General features: G+C 46.5%; 23 protein-coding genes, 1 tRNA gene and 2 riboswitches. Of the genes, 9 read left to right on the top strand and 15 right to left on the bottom strand.

Annotation, left to right across the window (positions count from 1 at the left end):
- The first annotated feature begins 20 nt into the window (after nucleotides 1–20).
- Nucleotides 21–611 (top strand): DUF1643 domain-containing protein, encoded by a 591-nt coding sequence (locus tag AC5LIL_RS06965; RefSeq protein WP_074035263.1) that lies wholly within the window; start codon nucleotides 21–23, stop codon nucleotides 609–611.
- 14 nt (nucleotides 612–625) lie between these two features.
- Here AC5LIL_RS06965 and AC5LIL_RS06960 read toward each other — a convergent pair whose 3' ends face one another.
- From AC5LIL_RS06960 to AC5LIL_RS06930, 7 genes are all read right to left on the bottom strand, one after another.
- A complete protein-coding gene (locus AC5LIL_RS06960; protein WP_499825290.1) occupies nucleotides 626–1,360 on the bottom strand; it encodes an energy-coupling factor transporter transmembrane component T family protein in 735 nt (244 codons plus the stop codon).
- Nucleotides 1,342–2,685 carry an ABC transporter ATP-binding protein gene (locus AC5LIL_RS06955; protein ID WP_499825289.1) on the bottom strand — a complete coding sequence of 448 codons (1,344 nt, stop codon included), beginning with the start codon at nucleotides 2,683–2,685 and terminating at the stop codon, nucleotides 1,342–1,344. The genes AC5LIL_RS06960 and AC5LIL_RS06955 overlap by 19 nt, the downstream gene beginning before the upstream one ends.
- Nucleotides 2,678–3,253 (bottom strand): ECF transporter S component, encoded by a 576-nt coding sequence (locus tag AC5LIL_RS06950; protein ID WP_074034359.1) that lies wholly within the window; start codon nucleotides 3,251–3,253, stop codon nucleotides 2,678–2,680. The genes AC5LIL_RS06955 and AC5LIL_RS06950 overlap by 8 nt, the downstream gene beginning before the upstream one ends.
- Nucleotides 3,246–3,836 carry a YkoF family thiamine/hydroxymethylpyrimidine-binding protein gene (locus tag AC5LIL_RS06945; protein ID WP_499825288.1) on the bottom strand — a complete coding sequence of 197 codons (591 nt, stop codon included), beginning with the start codon at nucleotides 3,834–3,836 and terminating at the stop codon, nucleotides 3,246–3,248. The genes AC5LIL_RS06950 and AC5LIL_RS06945 overlap by 8 nt, the downstream gene beginning before the upstream one ends.
- 82 nt (nucleotides 3,837–3,918) lie before the next feature.
- Nucleotides 3,919–4,019: riboswitch (TPP riboswitch) on the bottom strand.
- 59 nt (nucleotides 4,020–4,078) lie between these two features.
- The gene (locus AC5LIL_RS06940) at nucleotides 4,079–5,278 is read right to left on the bottom strand and encodes a GTP-binding protein (protein ID WP_499825287.1); all 1,200 of its coding nucleotides are present in this window, start codon (nucleotides 5,276–5,278) and stop codon (nucleotides 4,079–4,081) included.
- 112 nt (nucleotides 5,279–5,390) lie between these two features.
- Nucleotides 5,391–5,657, bottom strand: a complete 267-nt coding sequence (locus AC5LIL_RS06935; RefSeq protein WP_214748911.1) for a hypothetical protein — start codon at nucleotides 5,655–5,657, stop codon at nucleotides 5,391–5,393.
- A gap of 12 nt (nucleotides 5,658–5,669) precedes the next feature.
- A complete protein-coding gene (locus AC5LIL_RS06930) occupies nucleotides 5,670–6,551 on the bottom strand; it encodes an SMP-30/gluconolactonase/LRE family protein (RefSeq protein WP_499825286.1) in 882 nt (293 codons plus the stop codon).
- A gap of 148 nt (nucleotides 6,552–6,699) precedes the next feature.
- Between AC5LIL_RS06930 and AC5LIL_RS06925 the strand changes: the two genes are divergently transcribed.
- On the top strand, nucleotides 6,700–7,299 hold the full coding sequence (locus AC5LIL_RS06925; protein ID WP_499825285.1) for a methyltransferase domain-containing protein: 600 nt from the start codon (nucleotides 6,700–6,702) through the stop codon (nucleotides 7,297–7,299).
- Nucleotides 7,300–7,337: 38 nt separating this feature from the next.
- Here AC5LIL_RS06925 and rlmN read toward each other — a convergent pair whose 3' ends face one another.
- Both rlmN and AC5LIL_RS06915 read right to left on the bottom strand, forming a co-directional pair.
- On the bottom strand, nucleotides 7,338–8,399 hold the full coding sequence (gene rlmN / locus AC5LIL_RS06920) for a dual-specificity RNA methyltransferase RlmN (RefSeq protein WP_499825284.1): 1,062 nt from the start codon (nucleotides 8,397–8,399) through the stop codon (nucleotides 7,338–7,340).
- A 65-nt stretch (nucleotides 8,400–8,464) separates the two neighbouring features.
- Nucleotides 8,465–9,871: an amidase family protein gene (locus AC5LIL_RS06915; RefSeq protein WP_499825283.1), complete on the bottom strand. Its 1,407-nt coding sequence runs from the start codon at nucleotides 9,869–9,871 to the stop codon at nucleotides 8,465–8,467.
- 113 nt (nucleotides 9,872–9,984) lie between these two features.
- Between AC5LIL_RS06915 and AC5LIL_RS06910 the strand changes: the two genes are divergently transcribed.
- The 4 genes from AC5LIL_RS06910 to AC5LIL_RS06895 all read left to right on the top strand — a co-directional run bounded on the left by AC5LIL_RS06910 (nucleotide 9,985) and on the right by AC5LIL_RS06895 (nucleotide 11,881).
- Nucleotides 9,985–10,146, top strand: coding sequence for a hypothetical protein (locus AC5LIL_RS06910; protein WP_224861228.1), 162 nt, complete (start codon nucleotides 9,985–9,987; stop codon nucleotides 10,144–10,146).
- A 44-nt stretch (nucleotides 10,147–10,190) separates the two neighbouring features.
- Nucleotides 10,191–10,290: riboswitch (SAM riboswitch) on the top strand.
- A gap of 67 nt (nucleotides 10,291–10,357) precedes the next feature.
- On the top strand, nucleotides 10,358–10,882 hold the full coding sequence (gene msrA, locus AC5LIL_RS06905; protein WP_499825282.1) for a peptide-methionine (S)-S-oxide reductase MsrA: 525 nt from the start codon (nucleotides 10,358–10,360) through the stop codon (nucleotides 10,880–10,882).
- A gap of 101 nt (nucleotides 10,883–10,983) precedes the next feature.
- Nucleotides 10,984–11,505 carry a DM13 domain-containing protein gene (locus AC5LIL_RS06900; protein ID WP_499825281.1) on the top strand — a complete coding sequence of 174 codons (522 nt, stop codon included), beginning with the start codon at nucleotides 10,984–10,986 and terminating at the stop codon, nucleotides 11,503–11,505.
- Nucleotides 11,506–11,653: 148 nt separating this feature from the next.
- A complete protein-coding gene (locus tag AC5LIL_RS06895; protein ID WP_499825280.1) occupies nucleotides 11,654–11,881 on the top strand; it encodes a hypothetical protein in 228 nt (75 codons plus the stop codon).
- Here AC5LIL_RS06895 and AC5LIL_RS06890 read toward each other — a convergent pair whose 3' ends face one another.
- From AC5LIL_RS06890 to AC5LIL_RS06880, 3 genes are all read right to left on the bottom strand, one after another.
- Entirely contained in the window at nucleotides 11,882–12,565 is a 684-nt protein-coding gene (locus tag AC5LIL_RS06890; protein ID WP_499825279.1) for a hypothetical protein, read from the bottom strand.
- Between the two features lie 152 nt (nucleotides 12,566–12,717).
- Entirely contained in the window at nucleotides 12,718–13,149 is a 432-nt protein-coding gene (locus AC5LIL_RS06885; protein ID WP_499825278.1) for an SRPBCC family protein, read from the bottom strand.
- A gap of 206 nt (nucleotides 13,150–13,355) precedes the next feature.
- Nucleotides 13,356–14,219 carry a GRP family sugar transporter gene (locus tag AC5LIL_RS06880; RefSeq protein WP_499825277.1) on the bottom strand — a complete coding sequence of 288 codons (864 nt, stop codon included), beginning with the start codon at nucleotides 14,217–14,219 and terminating at the stop codon, nucleotides 13,356–13,358.
- Between the two features lie 123 nt (nucleotides 14,220–14,342).
- Between AC5LIL_RS06880 and AC5LIL_RS06875 the strand changes: the two genes are divergently transcribed.
- The 3 genes from AC5LIL_RS06875 to AC5LIL_RS06865 all read left to right on the top strand — a co-directional run bounded on the left by AC5LIL_RS06875 (nucleotide 14,343) and on the right by AC5LIL_RS06865 (nucleotide 15,488).
- Nucleotides 14,343–14,415, top strand: a tRNA-Ala gene (locus AC5LIL_RS06875).
- Between the two features lie 112 nt (nucleotides 14,416–14,527).
- Nucleotides 14,528–14,860 (top strand): four-helix bundle copper-binding protein, encoded by a 333-nt coding sequence (locus AC5LIL_RS06870; protein WP_214787842.1) that lies wholly within the window; start codon nucleotides 14,528–14,530, stop codon nucleotides 14,858–14,860.
- A gap of 61 nt (nucleotides 14,861–14,921) precedes the next feature.
- Complete coding sequence (locus AC5LIL_RS06865) at nucleotides 14,922–15,488, top strand: 3'-5' exonuclease (protein ID WP_499825276.1); 567 nt, start codon at nucleotides 14,922–14,924, stop codon at nucleotides 15,486–15,488.
- Nucleotides 15,489–15,511: 23 nt separating this feature from the next.
- On the opposite strand, the gene AC5LIL_RS06860 is transcribed toward AC5LIL_RS06865, so the two are convergent.
- The 3 genes from AC5LIL_RS06860 to AC5LIL_RS06850 all read right to left on the bottom strand — a co-directional run bounded on the left by AC5LIL_RS06860 (nucleotide 15,512) and on the right by AC5LIL_RS06850 (nucleotide 18,690).
- Complete coding sequence (locus AC5LIL_RS06860; protein WP_499825275.1) at nucleotides 15,512–16,573, bottom strand: glycosyltransferase; 1,062 nt, start codon at nucleotides 16,571–16,573, stop codon at nucleotides 15,512–15,514.
- Between the two features lie 91 nt (nucleotides 16,574–16,664).
- The gene (locus AC5LIL_RS06855; protein WP_499825274.1) at nucleotides 16,665–17,654 is read right to left on the bottom strand and encodes a sodium:calcium antiporter; all 990 of its coding nucleotides are present in this window, start codon (nucleotides 17,652–17,654) and stop codon (nucleotides 16,665–16,667) included.
- Nucleotides 17,655–17,841: 187 nt separating this feature from the next.
- The gene (locus AC5LIL_RS06850; protein WP_499825273.1) at nucleotides 17,842–18,690 is read right to left on the bottom strand and encodes an HD domain-containing protein; all 849 of its coding nucleotides are present in this window, start codon (nucleotides 18,688–18,690) and stop codon (nucleotides 17,842–17,844) included.
- Nucleotides 18,691–18,790: the final 100 nt, after the last annotated feature.

Here is an 18,790-nt window from a genome sequence, read left to right as displayed (position 1 = left end):
TGAAAAAGTGAGGAATGGAAATGAATACGCATATAGAAGAAGTAACCATCCGCGTAAAATCGATTTTCAACGAAGACAAAACGAAACGTTATTTGCGAACGTATGAGTTTACGGATGTCGAGGATGGAGTGATTTGTGCCGTCATCATCTATTCACCGCGCATGAGCGATGCCTTTTTATCAGGTACGACAACGCAACGTGCTTATATGTTGATGCAAAATCATTTGTCGCAACCGATTCGGGAGATGCGTGTCATCAGTCTCGTGCCAACACTTGCCATCAATGATAATCTTCCCTATGTGGAATCACAGCTCGACGAGACGAATTATCACTATGTCGAAGAGACGTTACAAGAGGTGGAGGCGAGCGGCGGGATGATCATCGTCGGTTGGGGCTCGCCTGGTCGATTGATGCACCATGCGACATCCTATAAATCGCTCTTTGCCGATTACGAGTCGAATATGTACTGTATCGGTACGACCGCTAAAGGTGAACCGCAACAGATTCGTATGGCCAACGAGAACACGGTACTCGAGGCGTTCAACAATGAATCGGTAAAACCAAAGTTTCGGATTGTGAAGGAAACGAAGAAGGAAGATGACTCCATGTGAGTCATCTTCCTTTTTTATATGCCCGCCCAGATGGCGATTCCAAATAACGTGAGTAATACACCTGACCAAACAAAATCACTTGATTTGATCTCGATCTTGTCATAAATCGTTCGTTTTCCACTCGTGAACCCTCTCGCTTCCATCGAAAAGGCGATGCGTTCTGCCCGTCGGATCGAACCGGCAAGGAGTGGCAACAGTAATTTCGGAACATGCCGAAGGCGTTCCCATTTCGTGTTGAGCGAAATTCCTCGCAACTGATGTGCATAGTGGAGTTGCTGCAACTCACGCTGCAACAAAGGGATGAAGCGGAACCCGACAAGGGCACTATAGGCGATTGTTGGCGATAACTTCGCCTGTTGCATCAAACTCATAACGAATCGCTTTGAATCTGTTGTCATCATGAAAAGAAGGGATAGGACCGTGAACGCCAGGACGCGAAGACTAAGGGCAACGGCGACACGTCTCTCTTCGATTGTGATGTCCTGACCGAGTATGGTCATCCACGTCTCTCCCTCAAGATTTTTCCCAAACACGAGCGTCGTCCAAAACGTGCCGAGCGCCGTGATGAGAAATGGGATTAAGAACAGCCCCCATCTTTTCCACGATACGTCTGTCGCCACCAGCTGAATCAGTAGCGTACCGACAATGATGACAAGCGGGGTCCATGGGTTGTAAAACAGTACCAGACCGAACATGATGAGCGTCAATGTCACAAACTTAACCGTCGGATTCATGTCATGGAGTGACATCGTTCTCCCCTCCCTTGCAATCGATAATCAAGGAGCATCTCTGTGTTCTGCCATAGTTCATCCCCGAACGGTCCCGAAAGTTCCCCATCCTTCATCAAATAGAACGTATTGGCGATATTGGCGAACGATAGGTCATGGGTTACGAACAGGATGGTCTGCCCTTGTTCCGCATGCCGCTTCATCAGCGCCTCGAGTGCATGGAGTGACACTTCGTCCTGACCTGCAGTCGGTTCATCGAATGCAAGCAATTGCTTATTCGATAGCGACTGGATTCCAACTGCGAGCCTCCGTTTTTGGCCGTGACTAAGGGATAACGGATGGAGAGATCTCTGATTATGAAGCTCCATGTCAGTTAACACGGTCTCAATTGATGTTTCGTGACCAAACTGTAACTCACGCTCAACAGAGTTCATAAAAAATAGATGTTCTGGTGATTGTGGCACGAGTCCGACCCGATGATTGTGTTCTGTTAAGCTTCTTAAAAATGTCGACTTCCCGCTCCCATTCGGTCCGAGAATGGCAATCACTTCTCCAGCTTGGACATGGAGCATCGTCTCGTTGAGCTGAAACGAATCACGTCTGACCTCTTTAACCTTGTAGCGTTGAATAGCTGAGAGTGACGCGTTCGACTTCACGAATACAAAATCCTCGACCGGACGGAATAATTCATGCCTAACGATACACCCTCGCTCTAACTCAATATGCCAGTCAAAGTAATCTCCCCATAGATGAGGACGATGCTCGACGACAATGACATTCAGATCTTTCATTTTGTCGAGCCATTTTACAAATTCTTGCGCGGTCACTGGGTCTAGATGCGTCAACGGTTCATCGAGCAGTAGCCATTTCGGTCTTCCGACTAGAGCGCACGCAACAGCAATCCGCTGTTTCTGTCCGCCTGACAACGAATCAATTTTGCGGTTTCGATAATCACTCAACTGTAACGATTCGAGGATTTCTGTCACGCGTTGTTCGATGTCTGAGACAGGTGTCGACAAGTTCTCAAGTGTGAAAATCAGTTCTTCTTCCACCCGCTCCATGACAAATTGCGTATCCGGGTCTTGAAACACCGTTGCGACCTGCTGATTGATCTCGCCAGGTGCATAGTCGTCGTATGATCGTCCAAGTAGTTTGAGTCTACCATCAAGGATTCCGTCACAATTCTCCGGATAGAGACGGTTGAAGAGCGCGAGAAGCGTCGATTTCCCGCTTCCGCTCGCCCCACTAAGAATCGTACGACCTTGACGGATTGAAACGGTCACGTCTTCAAGAATCGCCTCAGAACTCTCTGGGAATCGAAAATGAAGTGACTCTGTCTCAACCATGGACGTTCCCACTTCGTGAAATCGCATAACCGCGAAGTGATCCTGTCTTCAGCAATAGGTCACTGAGCAACTTCCCACCGATTCCAGCGATGACCATCCCACTGACGGCTCTCAGCCCGAACATCGTCGCCACATAGCCTGGCTCTAACATCGCGAACCCACTCATGAAATATGTATAGACGAAACTCGTGACAGCCGACCCAAATCCGGCAAGCATGAGTACCCATAGCTCATAACGTCTATAGCCCGTCATCGCAAAGACGGCTTCTGCCCCTAAACCTTGAACGATGCCGACCAAGATGATGCGTGGCCCAATGGCATTTCCAATCAACATCTCAATCGTTGCGGCCATCACTTCTGAGATGAATGCCGCCCCCGGTTTACGAATGATGTATGCGGAGATAATCGATACGATAAACCAGATGCCAAAGATCCACTCGTAGGCGATGGGACCGATCAACCCTGCCCACAAGTTACCGATATGAACGAACAATAAATAGACAACCGCGAAGACAACAGATAGTACGGAGACAAGGACGACTTCTTTCAATTTCCACGATTTAAGCATGTCGCCCTCCATGTGACGGACTATTTACGCTGAACGTCACCGTCATGACAACGTGTCGGTTCTTTTCGCGCGTCCGCTTAAAGGCCGCCTCGTAGTATGAGAACACGTCATCTAAGTTCCCATGGATGCCTGATGCATAATGCATCGACTCGTTATAGACACCAGCCTGTTTTGCTTGTTCGATTTCCTCATAGATAAGCTCCATGTAATCGTCAGCACCCATCGGATAGAGTGCGAACTGCGATGACACATACTGGTCTCTTGATGCACCGTTTAATGGTTCGCTCGGAGCCTTGAGTACCTCATCTCCCGCCGAATCCCCTGGACAACCGACAGAGAACGTTCCGCTCATTGAGACATGCTTCCCTTCTTCCGAAGCAAGACTCAAGACCATTCGAGCGACGTCAAACACATGCTCGACTTGTCCACGGATGACCGTCGACACGTCATCCGTATGTCTCCACACACCTGACAGATCCGTTCGTTTTAGTGCACCTTTGATTGTCCCGACAAAATCGTCTGTCATCGGGCTTAGTGTGAATCGAAACCCGACAATCGGACTCGTACCACATGATTCATTCATTTTATTTCCCCCTCTAAATGTGTTTGCATAAAAAAAGCCGCATTCATGAGAATGCAGCAACAAAATCTATACAAACTTGCATAGAGAAAGTGCCGCACTTCCTCACGCCAGTATTATCTGGATCGAGTTATAAGGGATCGGAGCCGTGCTCTCATCTCAGCCGAAGCACCCCTAGTGCAGTCATTAATATGCGGTTACTTATGCAGTCACAGTATAGCGATGTTTCGAAGCTTTGTAAACGGTCAATCTGAATATGTGACGTATTGACCCGTACCAGGGAGCGGGTCATGGAGCGTATCCCACGATGTTTCCATCTCCTCATCCGTCAACAAGCATGCGTCAAGTGAACGCTCGACAGTCTCCCGGTCCATTCGTTGACCGATGAGGACCAATTCGTTCTGTCTGTCTCCGTACGGCTCGATGTAGTCTTCGCGCAGTTCAGGTTCTGTTGCAAACATAGCCTCTCGTTCACTCTCCGGAAGTGTCGCTAGCCAACGACCCGCATGTTCGAGCGTTGATGCATACCCAGCCTGTGAAAACAGACAAGCGAGGTCGTTTCGTGTCGCAATCCATAAGAAACCTTTGGCACGAACGATTTCTTCAGGGTAATGTTCCATCCAATTCATCAAACGCTCAGGATGGAACGGTCGACGCCGACGGTAAACGAACGAACTGATGCCATACTCTTCCGTTTCCGGCGTATGTTCTTCCGACTCGAGTTCTTGAATCCAACCTGCGGCGCGCATCGCTTGGTCAAAATCGAACAACCGGACGTCTAGCAGGTCGTCTAACGCCACATTCGAGTAGGTCGACGTCAACAACTTAGCACTCGGATTGAGCGTTTTCAGTAAACCCTTCATTTCCTGCAGTTCTTCTTCAGATACCCTGTCCGCCTTGTTCAACACGATGATGTCCGCAAACTCGACTTGGTCGACGAGAAGGTCGACGACTTCATGTACGTCACCTGGATCGACGGCTTGTTGGCGTTCCATAAGCGATTCACCGGAATTGAAATCTTTGAAGAAGCGGTACGCATCAACGACGGTGACCATCGCATCAATATAGACACGGCTCGTCAAATCGATTCCGAGCGCGTCGTCAGCATACGTGAACGTCTGTGCAACGGGAATCGGTTCAGAGATACCAGAAGACTCGATGATGATGCCATCGAGGTCGCGATCTTTCGTTAAATCATAGACAGCTGTCAACAAATCTTCGCGAAGCGTGCAACAGATACATCCGTTCGAAAGTTCGACTAATTTTTCATCGGTCCGGGAGAATCCTCCCTGCTCGATCAACTTCTCATCGATATTCAGTTCACTCATATCATTCACGATGACCGCATATTTCTTGTGATCCCGGTTATGTAAGATGTGGTTAAGCAGCGTCGTCTTGCCGCTACCAAGATACCCCGAGAGTACCGTAATTGGAATTCGTTTCATGATATACCCCCCTATTTAAATCGTAATGATTACTTTTTATATAATGGAATGGGAACATCTTTTTGTCAACAAAAAAACACGTCCAACGACGTGTTTTTGAATATGTGGGTATTTATTCCTCAAGTGCCCTTCTTTCGGCTTCCGAGCGCGGATAAGCGTTCGCCTGCCATTCAGCCCGATAAATCGAGTCGAGTTGAGTCAATCCGACTTCATCCTCGTCTTTGTCTGAATCGACGCTCGGCACCTCATCCCACTTCGGGTCGAGGTACGAATGGTCTTCTTCACGTGCTCGGTTTTCTTGGATCTTTTGAATCCCCATCTTAACTGCTGCTGCAACTGCCAACCCAATACCTGCTCGAACCAACAGTCGTTTCACCATCGTGCTTCCTCCTCAGCGACCGAAACGATACAATGGCATTCCTTTCACTTCTGTGTCGATAATAAATACCGATCCCGCATCCGGATATTCGGCAAGCGCTTCTTCATCCATTCCTTCACGAGCCGTCGTGATGGCTAATCGATTCAGCCCATCCCCGATAAAGGCGCATGAAGTGACATTCGGTGCAGGAACATGCACTTCCAATAGTTTTTCACCTGTTGACGGGTCCCAACGTGACACTCGTCCACCAGCAAAATGTGCAATCCATAGACAGCCTTCAGAATCGGACGTCATCCCGTCAGGAAAACCTTCTTCCTCGGAAAAATCAACGACGACCTCTCCGTTCGAGAGCGTTCCTGACTTCAAATCAAAATCATATTTCCGAATTTTTTCAGTCGGTGTATCGATATGATAAAATACGGAATGGTCAGGCGACCATGTCAACCCGTTCGAAAGTGTCAATTCGACCAAGAGTGTTGTCGTCGTTCCATCTCGATCGACTCGATACAATGTCGCTTCGTTTTCTTCATCCTCAAGATGGAGCGTACCTGCAAAAATGCGACCATATGGATCGGCTTTCCCGTCGTTGAAACGTAATCGACCATCCGGGTCATCCAACTCGACAATCTTATTTAGATCTCGATTAATTTCATCCCATTCATAGATTCCATCCTTCAATCCAAGGACGACACCGTCCGTCACTTTTGGTATGACAAAACCGACCTGTTTTCCGACCTCGAATGAAGAAATCTCGTCTTCTCGCTCGTCATACCACCATAATGTATGACCTTCGATATCTACCCAATAAAAACGCTTTAACTCAGCATCCCAACAAGGACCTTCACCAAGCGTATTTCGTACCCGAATCCACAGCGACGCATCTACTCTCTCCATTACTTAGCCTCCACTCTATCCATTAGTTCAGAAATCTATTCCCTTCTCCCATCTGGACTATGCATGAATTCGGAAAATCGTGATGGATTTTCACCGTCACTTGTTCGATTTGCTATAGTGAAAGAAAAGTAGAGAGGAAGTGAATGTCTTGTCAAAATGGGATGAACGATTTAGCTCGGAGGATTATGTGTATGGGACAGAGCCGAACGAGTTTTTACAAAAATGGATCACCTCTCATCAGATCGAAGGAAAACGTGTATTGGCCATCGCTGAGGGGGAAGGTCGAAACGCAGTCTGGCTCGCCACGCTCGGCTTCGACGTCGAGATGTGGGACGCTTCGAAAGTGGGACTCGAAAAAGCGAAGCGCTTGGCAACTTCACGAAACGTCTCCCTTCAGACGAAGCAGATTGACTTGAATGAAGCGGTCTGGTCGCAAGATACGTATGACCTAGTCATCTGTATCTTCGGCCACTTTCCTCCACATGTCAGAGAAAAGGTGCTCGCCGGTATTCAAAAAACACTGCGACCTGGTGGCGTATTCCTGACCGAGGTGTACTCTACACATCAACTCGCCTACAGGACAGGTGGACCAAAAGACGCCCCACTTCTTTACACTGAGGAGATGTTCCACCAACTCGAAGACAATTTCATTCCTCTCGTTTTGAACGAGAATGTCGTATGGCGAGAAGAAGGAAGACTGCATCACGGTGAATCAGCTGTGATTCAATATGTCGGACAAAAACGATAAGCGAATGGCCTCCCCGAAAATTCGGAGAAGCCATTTGATTACTTCGCGCCTTCGACGTTCATATGCTTACTGCGGAGCTGACCGCAAGCTGCATCGATGTCTGTCCCGTGTTCGAGACGGACACCCGTATTGACGCCACGCTTTTTCAAGATATCATAAAACGCCATGATATCTTCCGGTGTGCTTCGCTCATATTGAATATGCTCGTTGACCGGATTGTACGGAATCAAGTTGATGTAAGACTTGTCCTTGATGTCTTCAATCAAGTCCGCAAGTTCTTCCGCGTGTTCTGGTAAATCGTTCACTTTCGAGAGCAAGATATACTCGAATGTGATTCGCTTATTCGTCTTCTCGACGTAATAGCGAATCGACGGCATGAGTTTATCAAGCGGGAACGCCCGGTTGATTTTCATGATGCGTGTGCGTAATTCATCGTTTGGCGCATGCAGAGATAGCGCCAAATTGATGCGTAAGTCGAGGTCCGCAAACTTATAGATCTTGTCCGCAAGACCACTCGTCGACACGTTGATTTTACGTGGGGCGATTGCAAGACCACGCTCATCTTTGACGACGCGCAAGAAGTCGACCAAGTTATCGAAGTTATCAAACGGTTCACCGATTCCCATAACGACGATATGACTGACGCGGTCCCCTTCTCCTTCTTCATCGAGGAAATGTTGGACAGTCATGATTTGCTCGACGACCTCACCAGCCGTCAAATCACGTGTCTTTTTCAACAAGCCGCTCGCACAGAAGCTGCAGCCGATGTTACAACCGACCTGTGTCGTCACACAGACCGAGCGACCATATTTATGACGCATGAGCACCGTCTCGATATAGTGACCGTCATGCAATTTAAGTAAGAATTTGACCGTTCCATCGCCCGCTTCTTGTTTGACGAACAGTTCTTGTGTCGAGATGACGTATTTCTCAGTTAAGTAATCGCGTACTTCGTCACGGACGTTCAGCGCGTCCATCGATTTGACTCGATCGATGTAGAGCGAGTCCCAGACTTGACGTGCGTGGAATGCACCATATCCTGCTTCCATGCACTCGTTTGTGAGCTGATCGAACGTCAACCCGTATATAGATGATTTCATTCTAACCTGTCCTTTCTCTAATCCGCATACGTACCATTGTAGCGGACGTCAGAGACGGGTGCAACTTACGAATAATCTGGAGGCGTCGGTCGTGTGATGAACTGTTCGAACGCATAAGCGACACGAATCAAATCTCGTTCCGCAAAGCTCGTTCCCGTGAACGAGAGACCGAACGGGGCCCCGCTCTCTTTTCGTTTATAAGGGACCGTGATTGTCGGGTGTCCTGCTTTCGCAGCCATGTCATAGTTCATGTCATGTGGCAGGACGATCGCGTCCAGTTTTTGCCCTTTTAATAGCTCATCCATTCCGTCCACTTTTGCGAGATGAACATCATCAATCCGACGGTCGAGATAACTAGCTTCGACGAGACGCCCTGAACGTGCATCTGACTGTTCAAAGATGGTCTGCCCGTGCGGAATCGTTTCGGGGTGGTCCGCGTTCCATTCGATCAAGTCGGAAAGCGTCTTAAATGGCACGGTTGTGTTCGCAAGATACGCCTCAATCCCAAGCTTGAATTCATCAAACAAAATATCTGCCTGTTCTAATGCATCGTGTTTCGGTAACGTGATCTCGACGAGTTCAACCTCGGCTTGACGCAGCAATCGAAGTGCCTGTTCATACAACCCGACTTCTTCGTCTGAAATAGTTGGCTTGATAAATCCGACACGCATCCCGACCGCTTGACGGACATCGAGACACGTCACATAAGGCGGTCCGACTGGAGTTTCCCATGTCGCAGGATCAGCCGAATCTTCACCACACATGGTCTGCAAGGCAACGACCGCATCACGAAGGGTACGCGCCATCGGTCCAGCCGTATCCTGAGAACGTGAGATCGGAATGATTCCTGAACGACTGATCAAGCCGACGGTCGGTTTGATTCCGACGATACTATTATGCACACTCGGGTGTACAATCGAGCCGCTCGTCTCAGATCCAACGGCAAGGAGTGTCAAGTTTGCCGCAACCGCCGAAGCCGATCCAGAACTCGATCCCCCGACATCTAATTGGTCGCCATAAGGGTTCTTCGTTTGTCCGCCAACAGCACTCCAACCGTTCGGCATATCTTCAGTCAAAAAGTTCGCCCACTCGGACAGGTTCGCTTTCCCAAGAATAATGGCCCCGTCAGCCCGTAATCGTTTCACGAGCTCGGCATCTCGACCCGCAAAGTGATGTCGCATCGCGGTGGCACCCGCTGTCGTACGCATCAGACCGGCCGTTTCGATATTGTCCTTAATTAAGACGGGTATGCCGAGGAGCGGTTTGCGCACTCCTTTTTTATAGGCCCGGTCTGCCGCCTCTGCCTCGAACAGGGCGTCCGGATTCACCTGGATGACGGCATGAAGTCGCTCATTATATGCAGCAATCCTTCTAAGATAATACGCTGTTATGTCTCGTGCCGTGAATTGTCCTTCTTTATACCCACGATGTGCACGTTCAATCGTCAGTTCATGTAATTGGATTTGTTCCATCCTACATTCCTCCTTTATCTCTCCCACTTTATTCGTGTTATATGCCTGATTTCCTTTTCGTATCGCCAAGTCGATGTGTTCTTGTTACACTTAAGAAAAAACAGGAGGTTCCTATGACACGCTCCTACATATTCGTGCTTCTCGCTGTGTTCGGTCTATTTTTCTTGCAGTTATACGGAGAAAATGTGCCGTATGGTCCGTACATTTCAATCGGGTTGATCGGATTCATCATCGTCTTGACGATTTTTCAGTTAAAACGAAAACCGAATCATTGACGAAAGTATTTTGAGGGTGGTATGATGCTCTCACCAACTACATATCGATATCAAGAGTGAACGAGAGATCTGGCTCCATGACTTCACAGCAACCTGCCACAGGCAAGGTGCTACGACCAGCAAGGGAAACCTTGGACGATATGACAAAAGCGCTCATGTCTTCCGACGTGAGCGCTTTTTTGTTGAATGACGATTTGGAGGGAACGACAGTATGGAAAAAGCAACATTCGCAGGCGGCTGTTTTTGGTGTATGGTGACACCATTTGAAGAATTACCAGGGATTGAAGGCATCGTATCCGGCTATATGGGCGGACAGGTCGACAATCCGACGTATGAAGAAGTCAAAACGGGAACGACTGGTCATTTTGAAGTCGTTCAAATCACATATGATCCATCTCTGTTCTCATATGAGCGTCTCCTCGAGCTATATTGGATTCAGACCGACCCAACCGATGACGGTGGTCAATTCCAAGACCGTGGACCTCAGTATGCCCCAGCCATCTTCTATCACACTGAGGAACAACGAATCGCGGCTGAAGCGAGTCGCGACGTCTTGGCGGCAAGCGGGCGCTTCACGGCACCGATTGTCACAAAAATCACTCCGGCGACGACATTCTTCGAAGCGGAAGAGTATCACCAGGATTACCATAAAAAGAATCCGAAGCACTATAAAGAAGACCGGGCCATCTCGGGACGTGACGAGTTCATCGAGGAGAACTGGACGGAAACCGTATAACGCTCATCAGACGCGAATTTTAGCATTCGCGTCTTTTTATAAGCTTATGAATCGGGAAAAGGCTATTAATGGTTCATCTATCCGAGAAGGAGGACTCATACATGAAAACAAGTACGAAACTCATCATCGGTGTAATCGGCGTAGCCGTGATCGCCGTCACCTGGTGGCTCATCTCACCGCTTTTATTGACAGAGACAGTCGATGAAGGACTACCACCGACAGCTGTTGAGACGCCTGTTCAAGAAGAAGAGACAGAGGAAAAGACAACCGAGACACCGGAAGCACAACCGAGTCAAACCGAAGTAGCGGGTGTGTTCATGGACGGCGAGAAAAATTATGAGACGACCAGCACGATTCGCTCCGTCGAGGCAGAAGACGGGACGTATCTCCGATTTGAAGAGTTTGAAACGACGAACGGACCTGATTTATTTGTCTATTTGACGAAGCCAGGACAAGAGACGTCCGAAGGGATTCGACTTGGAGCACTTAACGGGAATACAGGAAACCAAAACTATTTAGTTCCGGCAGATGTCGATCTGTCAGAATATAGCACCGTAGTGATCTGGTGCCGTGCTTTTAGTGCGACGTTCGGGACGGGTGAATTGAGCGCGTCGAATGAATAACTGATATCAAACATCCTGGACGTTTGACGTCCTCGCTGTTTTTTTGTATGAGAAAAATTATTTCACTCAGTTCTATCTATTTATTCATGTAATTCACATGATACAATATGGTAAAGTATGGAGCTTTTTTTATAAGGAGGGTTTCTATTTGACTTCACATCAATCGACGTCATACAGCTCATATTTTTGGAAACGGTTTTGGATTCTTTTTTTGCCGATTGTGACGATTGGGATTTTATCTGAACCAATGATTGTAGAGAACACGTTTGAGAGCTTTGAAGATATCGGCGAGTTTGTTTTCTACTCGCTATTCTATATCGTTGTAATAGGAGGCTTTACTGCGTTTGTCATTTCTTTCGTATGGAGAAGAAAATAACTATAAAAAATCTAGCAAATCTAAATCTTCACTACATTTATAAAAGAAGTTTGGACCAATCATGGCTTTGATCTTTTCAGATAGCTGATAGTACGAGGGATCATCAATCAAATTCATCAACTGGAATACATACCCTTTGTTAAATGCAACTCCATCATAACAATTATAGTCTTTGACCTCATTAGGAATAGAAACTGAATTCACGCACAACAATTCATCACTCCAATAATTAAGCCATTCCACTTCTTTAACTTTAGAAAAACCTGTTTCGTACATGAGATCCTCTCTTTCTTCAATCCTTCTAGATATTGATGCTTGGAATGGACCCCACTCTCGACAAATTCGATCAAATAACTGAATCCATTTTTCCTTTTCATTCAAAAAATGAGTCTTGCTGATCACAAAATCGAAACCAACATTGCCTGGTAACCCATCTTTCAAATTATGAATGTTGAGATAACCTTTACTATTTTTCAATCGACAAATAAAGCTGTAAAAATCATCGTTGCCTTCTGTCCACATCTTCAAAAAGGTGTCATTCAAAAACTCAGTTCTAAGTGGTTCGTAAAATCCCATCTTTCCGATTCCAATTTGAAAATCGACAAAAATGTCTAACATCTGGCGTGCCCATTTTTCAGTCTCCATGTCGTCAATAAAATTAAAACTTAGCCTTACTTCTCTCATGTTACTTTTAACTCCCTCAATATTTACCTTTCAAATTGATCGACAATTAATTATTTTAATCAACAACAAACAACTTATGTACGATTTTAATTTTATACAACAAAACAGCAATATACACCTTCAATTTGAAATGTATACTGCTGGGCCTACAGTTAATCATTCATTTTTTTCTTACCATTCGCATATCGAGTGAAATTGTCGAGAATTGCCTGCCAGCCTTGTCGTTGCAATTCAATCGGATTCATCGATTCTGTATCAAATACCTCAATCACTTTCGTCTGATACCCTTCTGAAGCAAATGAAATTCTAACTCTCCGTTCATCGTCAAGACGATACTGAATGAGCTCATTTACTTTAACTTCTTCATACACTCCTTCAAAATCAAAGCCCATGCTTTGATCTTTTGCCTCCATCCGACTGCGAAATTTCCCGCCGACCCGTAAGTCGTTTTCCGCTTCGGTCGTATGCCAATCGTCAGACGCATGATTCCACTGTTTGATATGATCTGGGTCTGTCCACAGTTTCCAGACAGTGTCGATTGGTGCATCAACGACCGTTGATATCGTCACAACGTTTGATTCCATGATTCGTTTCCCCTTTACTCTGCAATTTTCCGAGCAATCCTGAATGTGTTACGTACCCTGTACCATGTAGATTACATGAGTAGGCATTACTTCCCTAACGGTCACATCATCTCCTGCTCTCCCTTAATATCGCTAATCAAAAAAACCTTGAATGGCACGCTAGCACGAGTGCGCATTCAAGGTTTTTATCATTTCATAATCGAAATTTAACTCTTGGCAATCCCAAGCATAAATCCGGCAACGACAATCAGACCAATTCCCATAAAGACATAGACGCGTTCCTTTGTCGTCTTCTCTTCTTTCAAGAGATAGATCCCACCGAGTGTCGCAACGACGACGTTCAATTGAGATAAAGCGAAGGAAGTGGCAATCCCGACTTCTCCGCTCGAGACGAAGAGACCGAAGTTCCCGATTCCCCAGGCAATCCCGGCTAAAATATTCTTGAACGTACGTGGATCGATTTTCTTCACGTCCTTCTCACGAAGACTGAAGAGAAGTGCTGCGATGAACATCCCGACCGATTGTGGAAGAATCGCGGTGATGCCTTCTACTTCAAAGTAGTTCGTCAAGACCGCATACGTGACGTAACCGATACTTGAAACGAATAAGACGAGTAACCCCTTCTTCAACGCACCGGCGCTATCTTTGTCTTTTTTCTGTTGATACGAAGTCATCGTCGCCCCGATGATAATCAAGACGAGCGCTGAGAACCCTAACCATAGCTCTGTCGTCGTCTGCCAGTCCCCGAGAACGATGACCCCAAAGAGAGACGTTCCGACGAGCTGCATCCCCGTACTGATTGGCATCGCCTTCGAGACACTTAAGATTTGGAACGACTGGAACTGTAAGTATTGGCCGAGCGCCCAGAACGCCCCTGAGATAAACCCTGTCACGATGGCGAGTGTCGTGAACTCCGGTCGAAATACGAGGGCAATCACGGCCGCCATAATCATCGCCCCGATGGTCGTTCCGATTAACTGCTGAATCGGTTTTCCTCCCACTTTCGACACGATGAGTGGAATACTTCCCCACATGAGTGCCGGTAAAAGTGCCAAAAGAATCATTTCCATAGAGCACACCTGCTTTCTTAATATAACGTCTAACATGAAATTCCCACGTCTCCAATTTTATAAACCTAAATTGAAAAAGAGAATTGCCATGTCGAATACTACGATGATATAATGATTTTGAACGGGGCATTAGCTCAGCTGGGAGAGCGCTACGCTGGCAGCGTAGAGGTCAGGGGTTCGAGCCCCCTATGCTCCATTAATCTGTCACATCTCTTAAGAGATGTGACTTTTTTATTTGTATGATGCGATTCAACCTTTATACGAACGGGTAATAAAAGATAGACTTTTTCATATAAGGGGGAATTTTAATGGAACGCACATCTGTTGAAGAAACATTGACGAGCGTGATTGAATGTATGCGTGCTTGCAACCATTGCTTCTCAAAAAGTTTACAAGAAGAGGATTTACACATGTTCACCGAATGCATTCGACTGACACGAGAATGCTCAGACATTTGTACGTTGGCTTTAAATGCCTTAGAAACAGATTCAGCCTTCTCAAAACCAATTGTCGCCTTGTGTGCTCAGGTATGTGATACATGTGCCGTCGAATGTGGCCGTCACTTGCACGACCATTGCCAAGCGTGCGCGAAAGCATGTGAGCGCTGTGCAGAAGCTTGTCGTACACTCGTCGCCGCTTAAGCACGACATTCGTCTAACTTTCTGTTAGACTTTTTTTATTGCAAAAGAAAGAAGGTAAATTATGAATCATACCATTCTCGCTCTCGATGTGGAGACCGCTAACCGCGATAGCCGTAGCATCTGCTCAGTCGGGTGGAGCATTCTGCAAGATGGAGAAATCATCGAAACCGATCAACGACTCGTCAATCCAGAGGAAGACTTTGATATGGGGAACATACGGGTTCATGGCATTCGTCCGAACGACGTATGGGATGAACCCGCGTTACCGGAAGTACTTGCCTCTCTTTACCCGATTTTACGAGAAGTCGACCTCGTCATCGCACATAACGCCTCGTTTGATATGGGTGCCTTAAGAAAGGCAATTGTGAAATATGATCTATTCGATTTCCCTACAATTGAGTACGGATGCACTGTCAAATTGTCACGTAAACTGTATCCTGGACTCCCGAACCACAAGTTGAACACGATGGCAGAATACCTGAACGTGCCTTTTATTCATCATGATGCCGCAGAAGACGCTCGCGTATGCGCTCTACTCATGCGTGAAATGATGCAGAAAACCGGCATTACAAGCCCGAGAGAGCTACATCGCTATACGTCCGTCAAAACAGGAACACTCGCATATTAAACCGGTCATGAACTCATGACCGGTTATTTTTTGAAAATCCATCGTTTTTGGACATAGTAACTGACAAAAAAGAGAAAGCTGTCGACGATAATTTTTAGGACGACTTCTCCTTGCCTAAATAGGAGAAATAAAAGATAGACCAATAATGCCGAGGTTGCCATTTGGAGAAGGACGAGCGAAAAGTATTTGGAAAGTGAACGTCTTGCGTTCGAATGAAAGACGACTTTCCGATTAATGAGATAATTGAATAACGATGAAATGACTCGTGCGAGTACCGTTGCAGCGATGACATGGACTGTATCGAAGTACGGTGATAATAAATAAATGAAAACTGCATACATCCCGACGTCTACCACGAATGATGCGACGGACGATACCGAATACATCAAAAACATCCGGTAAATTAAGATTGAGTCGAGAATCGGTCTAAAATGAGATGAATCGTTTTCGTTTTCATATACTGTCTGGATGGTCGTCTGTTGAATCGGAACCTGTAATCGCTTTGTGAACGTCAGCATATTCATCTCGAACTCATATCGATTCCCCGGAATGTCAATCAGTTGTCGCGCGTATCGCATCGGGATAGCACGAAGTCCTGTTTGAGTATCTCTTAACTTCAATCCGCTGCCAATCAACATGACGAGCCGTGTCGCCTGATTGCCGAATCGACTTCGAAGAGGAATCTTGTCCCCACTGAAGTCACGGCACCCCATGATCAGATGATGCGGCTTACTCACTCCCTCCTCATATACGTTGACGACGTCCTCAGGTAAATGTTGCCCATCGGCGTCAACCGTGATGACACCTAATTTGTCAGGATAGGTCTCCGCAATATACTGCAATCCAGTCTTCAGAGCTGCCCCTTTTCCTAGATTCTGTTTGTGCGTTAACACTTGGTCAACAAATGATGCTACCTTTTCAAATATGCCTACCGTCGACTCATCACTACCGTCGTTAACCACAATGATGGTCGAAAACCCGCTCGCCCTCAATTTCTCCACGAGTGTGACGAGTGCATCGTCAGGGTTGTAGGCCGGAATCAAGATTGTATACGCTTGGCGTGTTTCCACTTCATGCACTTGCATCGCCACCCCTCCTCTCCTTTCCTCTATACCCGAAGCGACGACCTCACATTCCCATAAAAAAAAGCATCAGTCCTGAGACTGATGCATGAACTCACCCGATGAAAATCAAGTACGACGAAACAAAGTAAACGACAACGACGAGAAGCGAAGGAATGACGTAACGTACCTTCGACGTGACATTTTGTCGGAGAACGCTATACATGACGAGAATCGATAGAATCGTAATCCCGACCGCCGACACAAGGTGTGACGTCGATACGTCTGCCAAAATCGAACCATTACGATAGAAGACGTCCGACATGGCGATAATGAGCATGTTAAAGATGTTACTTCCGAGAATCGAACCGAATGCCAAGTTGACGTTTCGAAGCTTGAGCGCCATAAACACTGCGACTGCCTCAGGTAATGAAGTTGATGCGGCAATCAAGAAGCTCCCGACGAAACTAGAACCTAGTCCCGTGACGACGGCAATTTGGTCTCCTGTGATGGAGAGTGCTGTCCCAGCTGCCATTATTAAAACAGCAGCGACCAAAAAACCAAAGACAGCACGTTTCAATGTGATGTCTTCATACTTACTGACGACAACCTCTTCTTCCACTTCATGCTCAGCGACAGGCTCTTTCGGTTGCTTACCGATATAGTAAATTCCAATCCCATATAGAATGGCAATTAAAAGTGCGTCGACACCGATTCCGATAAACGTCATATCGACACGGACAATTAACGCAACTAAAGTCGTCACGGTCAAGAGTAAACCAAGTCCTGCCGTGTATAGATGATCACGGCTCGCATAGTTAAAGAGTTGCTTTTGACGGAAATACAAATCAAACATCGCAAGAATAAAAATGTTGAACAAGTTAGAGCCTAGCATGTTTCCGATAGCGATGTCGGGATTGTCAATCATGACCGCCGATATACTTGTCGTCACTTCAGGTAGTGACGTCGCCCCTGCCAAAAGAACGGTACCAATAAGCATCCCGCCCATTTTTGACTTTTCCGTCATGACATCGGCGTATGTGGACAACTTGATTGCGGCATAGACTGTGATGGCCGCAGCTAATAAGAAATAAACAAATACCATTTTTTCTCCTCCTTGGGTAAACAAAAAAGACCTTTTTATGGACGACAAAAACGCCCATAAAAAGGTCTTGCGGACTTGTAAAAGCTCGATGGACCGAGTGCATGCGCACTGTAATGACGACCCATCGACCACGATTGTGGTCGCTACTCCCCTTTTTATCTTCCTTTTGACTATAGCACGAACCTATCTAGTTGACAATCGAGCGATGTATGAGGGCAACGAAATCCGATGCATTCATGGCGGTTCGATATCCGAGTTCTTGCAACGCAGCTAGAACAGGCGCAGGCATAGGGTAATTCCAGCCCGCTAGATCCAGTTGTCGACGAAACACCTCGACCTCTTCTTCATCTACTGATGTACGAACAACAATTTCCTTTAGTTCATATGCGGTCTGACAGAGCGGTGCCGCTTCTTGAACCCATTCATCTTCTGTGAAACGGGTTAGGATGGACTCAAAGAGTCTCACTACTTTCTGATCTTTTACATTTTTTTCACCATAAAACAAGGAATAAAGTTCCTGTTCATACAACCCGATTAAATCCGTCGAACTACGAAACGGTTCGAAAGCACGTAACAATTCATGATAGTACCATGACTGGTCTCGCATCGGTCGTTTGAAACGTTGCCACACCATCATCCCTTCCATCTCTAAGTCATAACGGATGGAACGAAGATTATGTAGCTTATCCGCCACGAGGAGTGCGACTTCATCAAATTGAAGTGAAGAGATGTGTTCAAGAGTCATCTGTTTTCGTTGTTCCCACGTCTGACCACGGTTCTTCTCAGAGACAGCAAGTACAAGACGTAACACATCAGGACCAAACCTCGCTAATATTTCTTCTGGTTCCGTTTCAGTGTCTTCAATTAAATCGTGCAGAAGACCTGCGGCGACGACCGACGGGGGTTGGTGATCCGTTTCGAGCAACAACGCGACAGAAAACGGGTGTGACAAAAATGGAATCGATGAACCTTTACGGGATTGTCCTCCGTGACGAATTGATGAAAACCGAAGCGCTTCTTCTACGAGCGGATTCATGGTACTTTCCTCCTTCTCCCGGATGAAAACTCTTTTATTCCTTACCCGGAATTAGGCACAAATAACCTAAATTTTCTCAAAATATAGGTATATAGTCATA

The sequence above is a fragment of the Exiguobacterium sp. RM11 genome, from assembly GCF_059821525.1.
The sequence above is the reverse complement of the archived record's forward strand: the minus strand, read 5'-3'. Positions and strand labels throughout refer to the sequence as shown.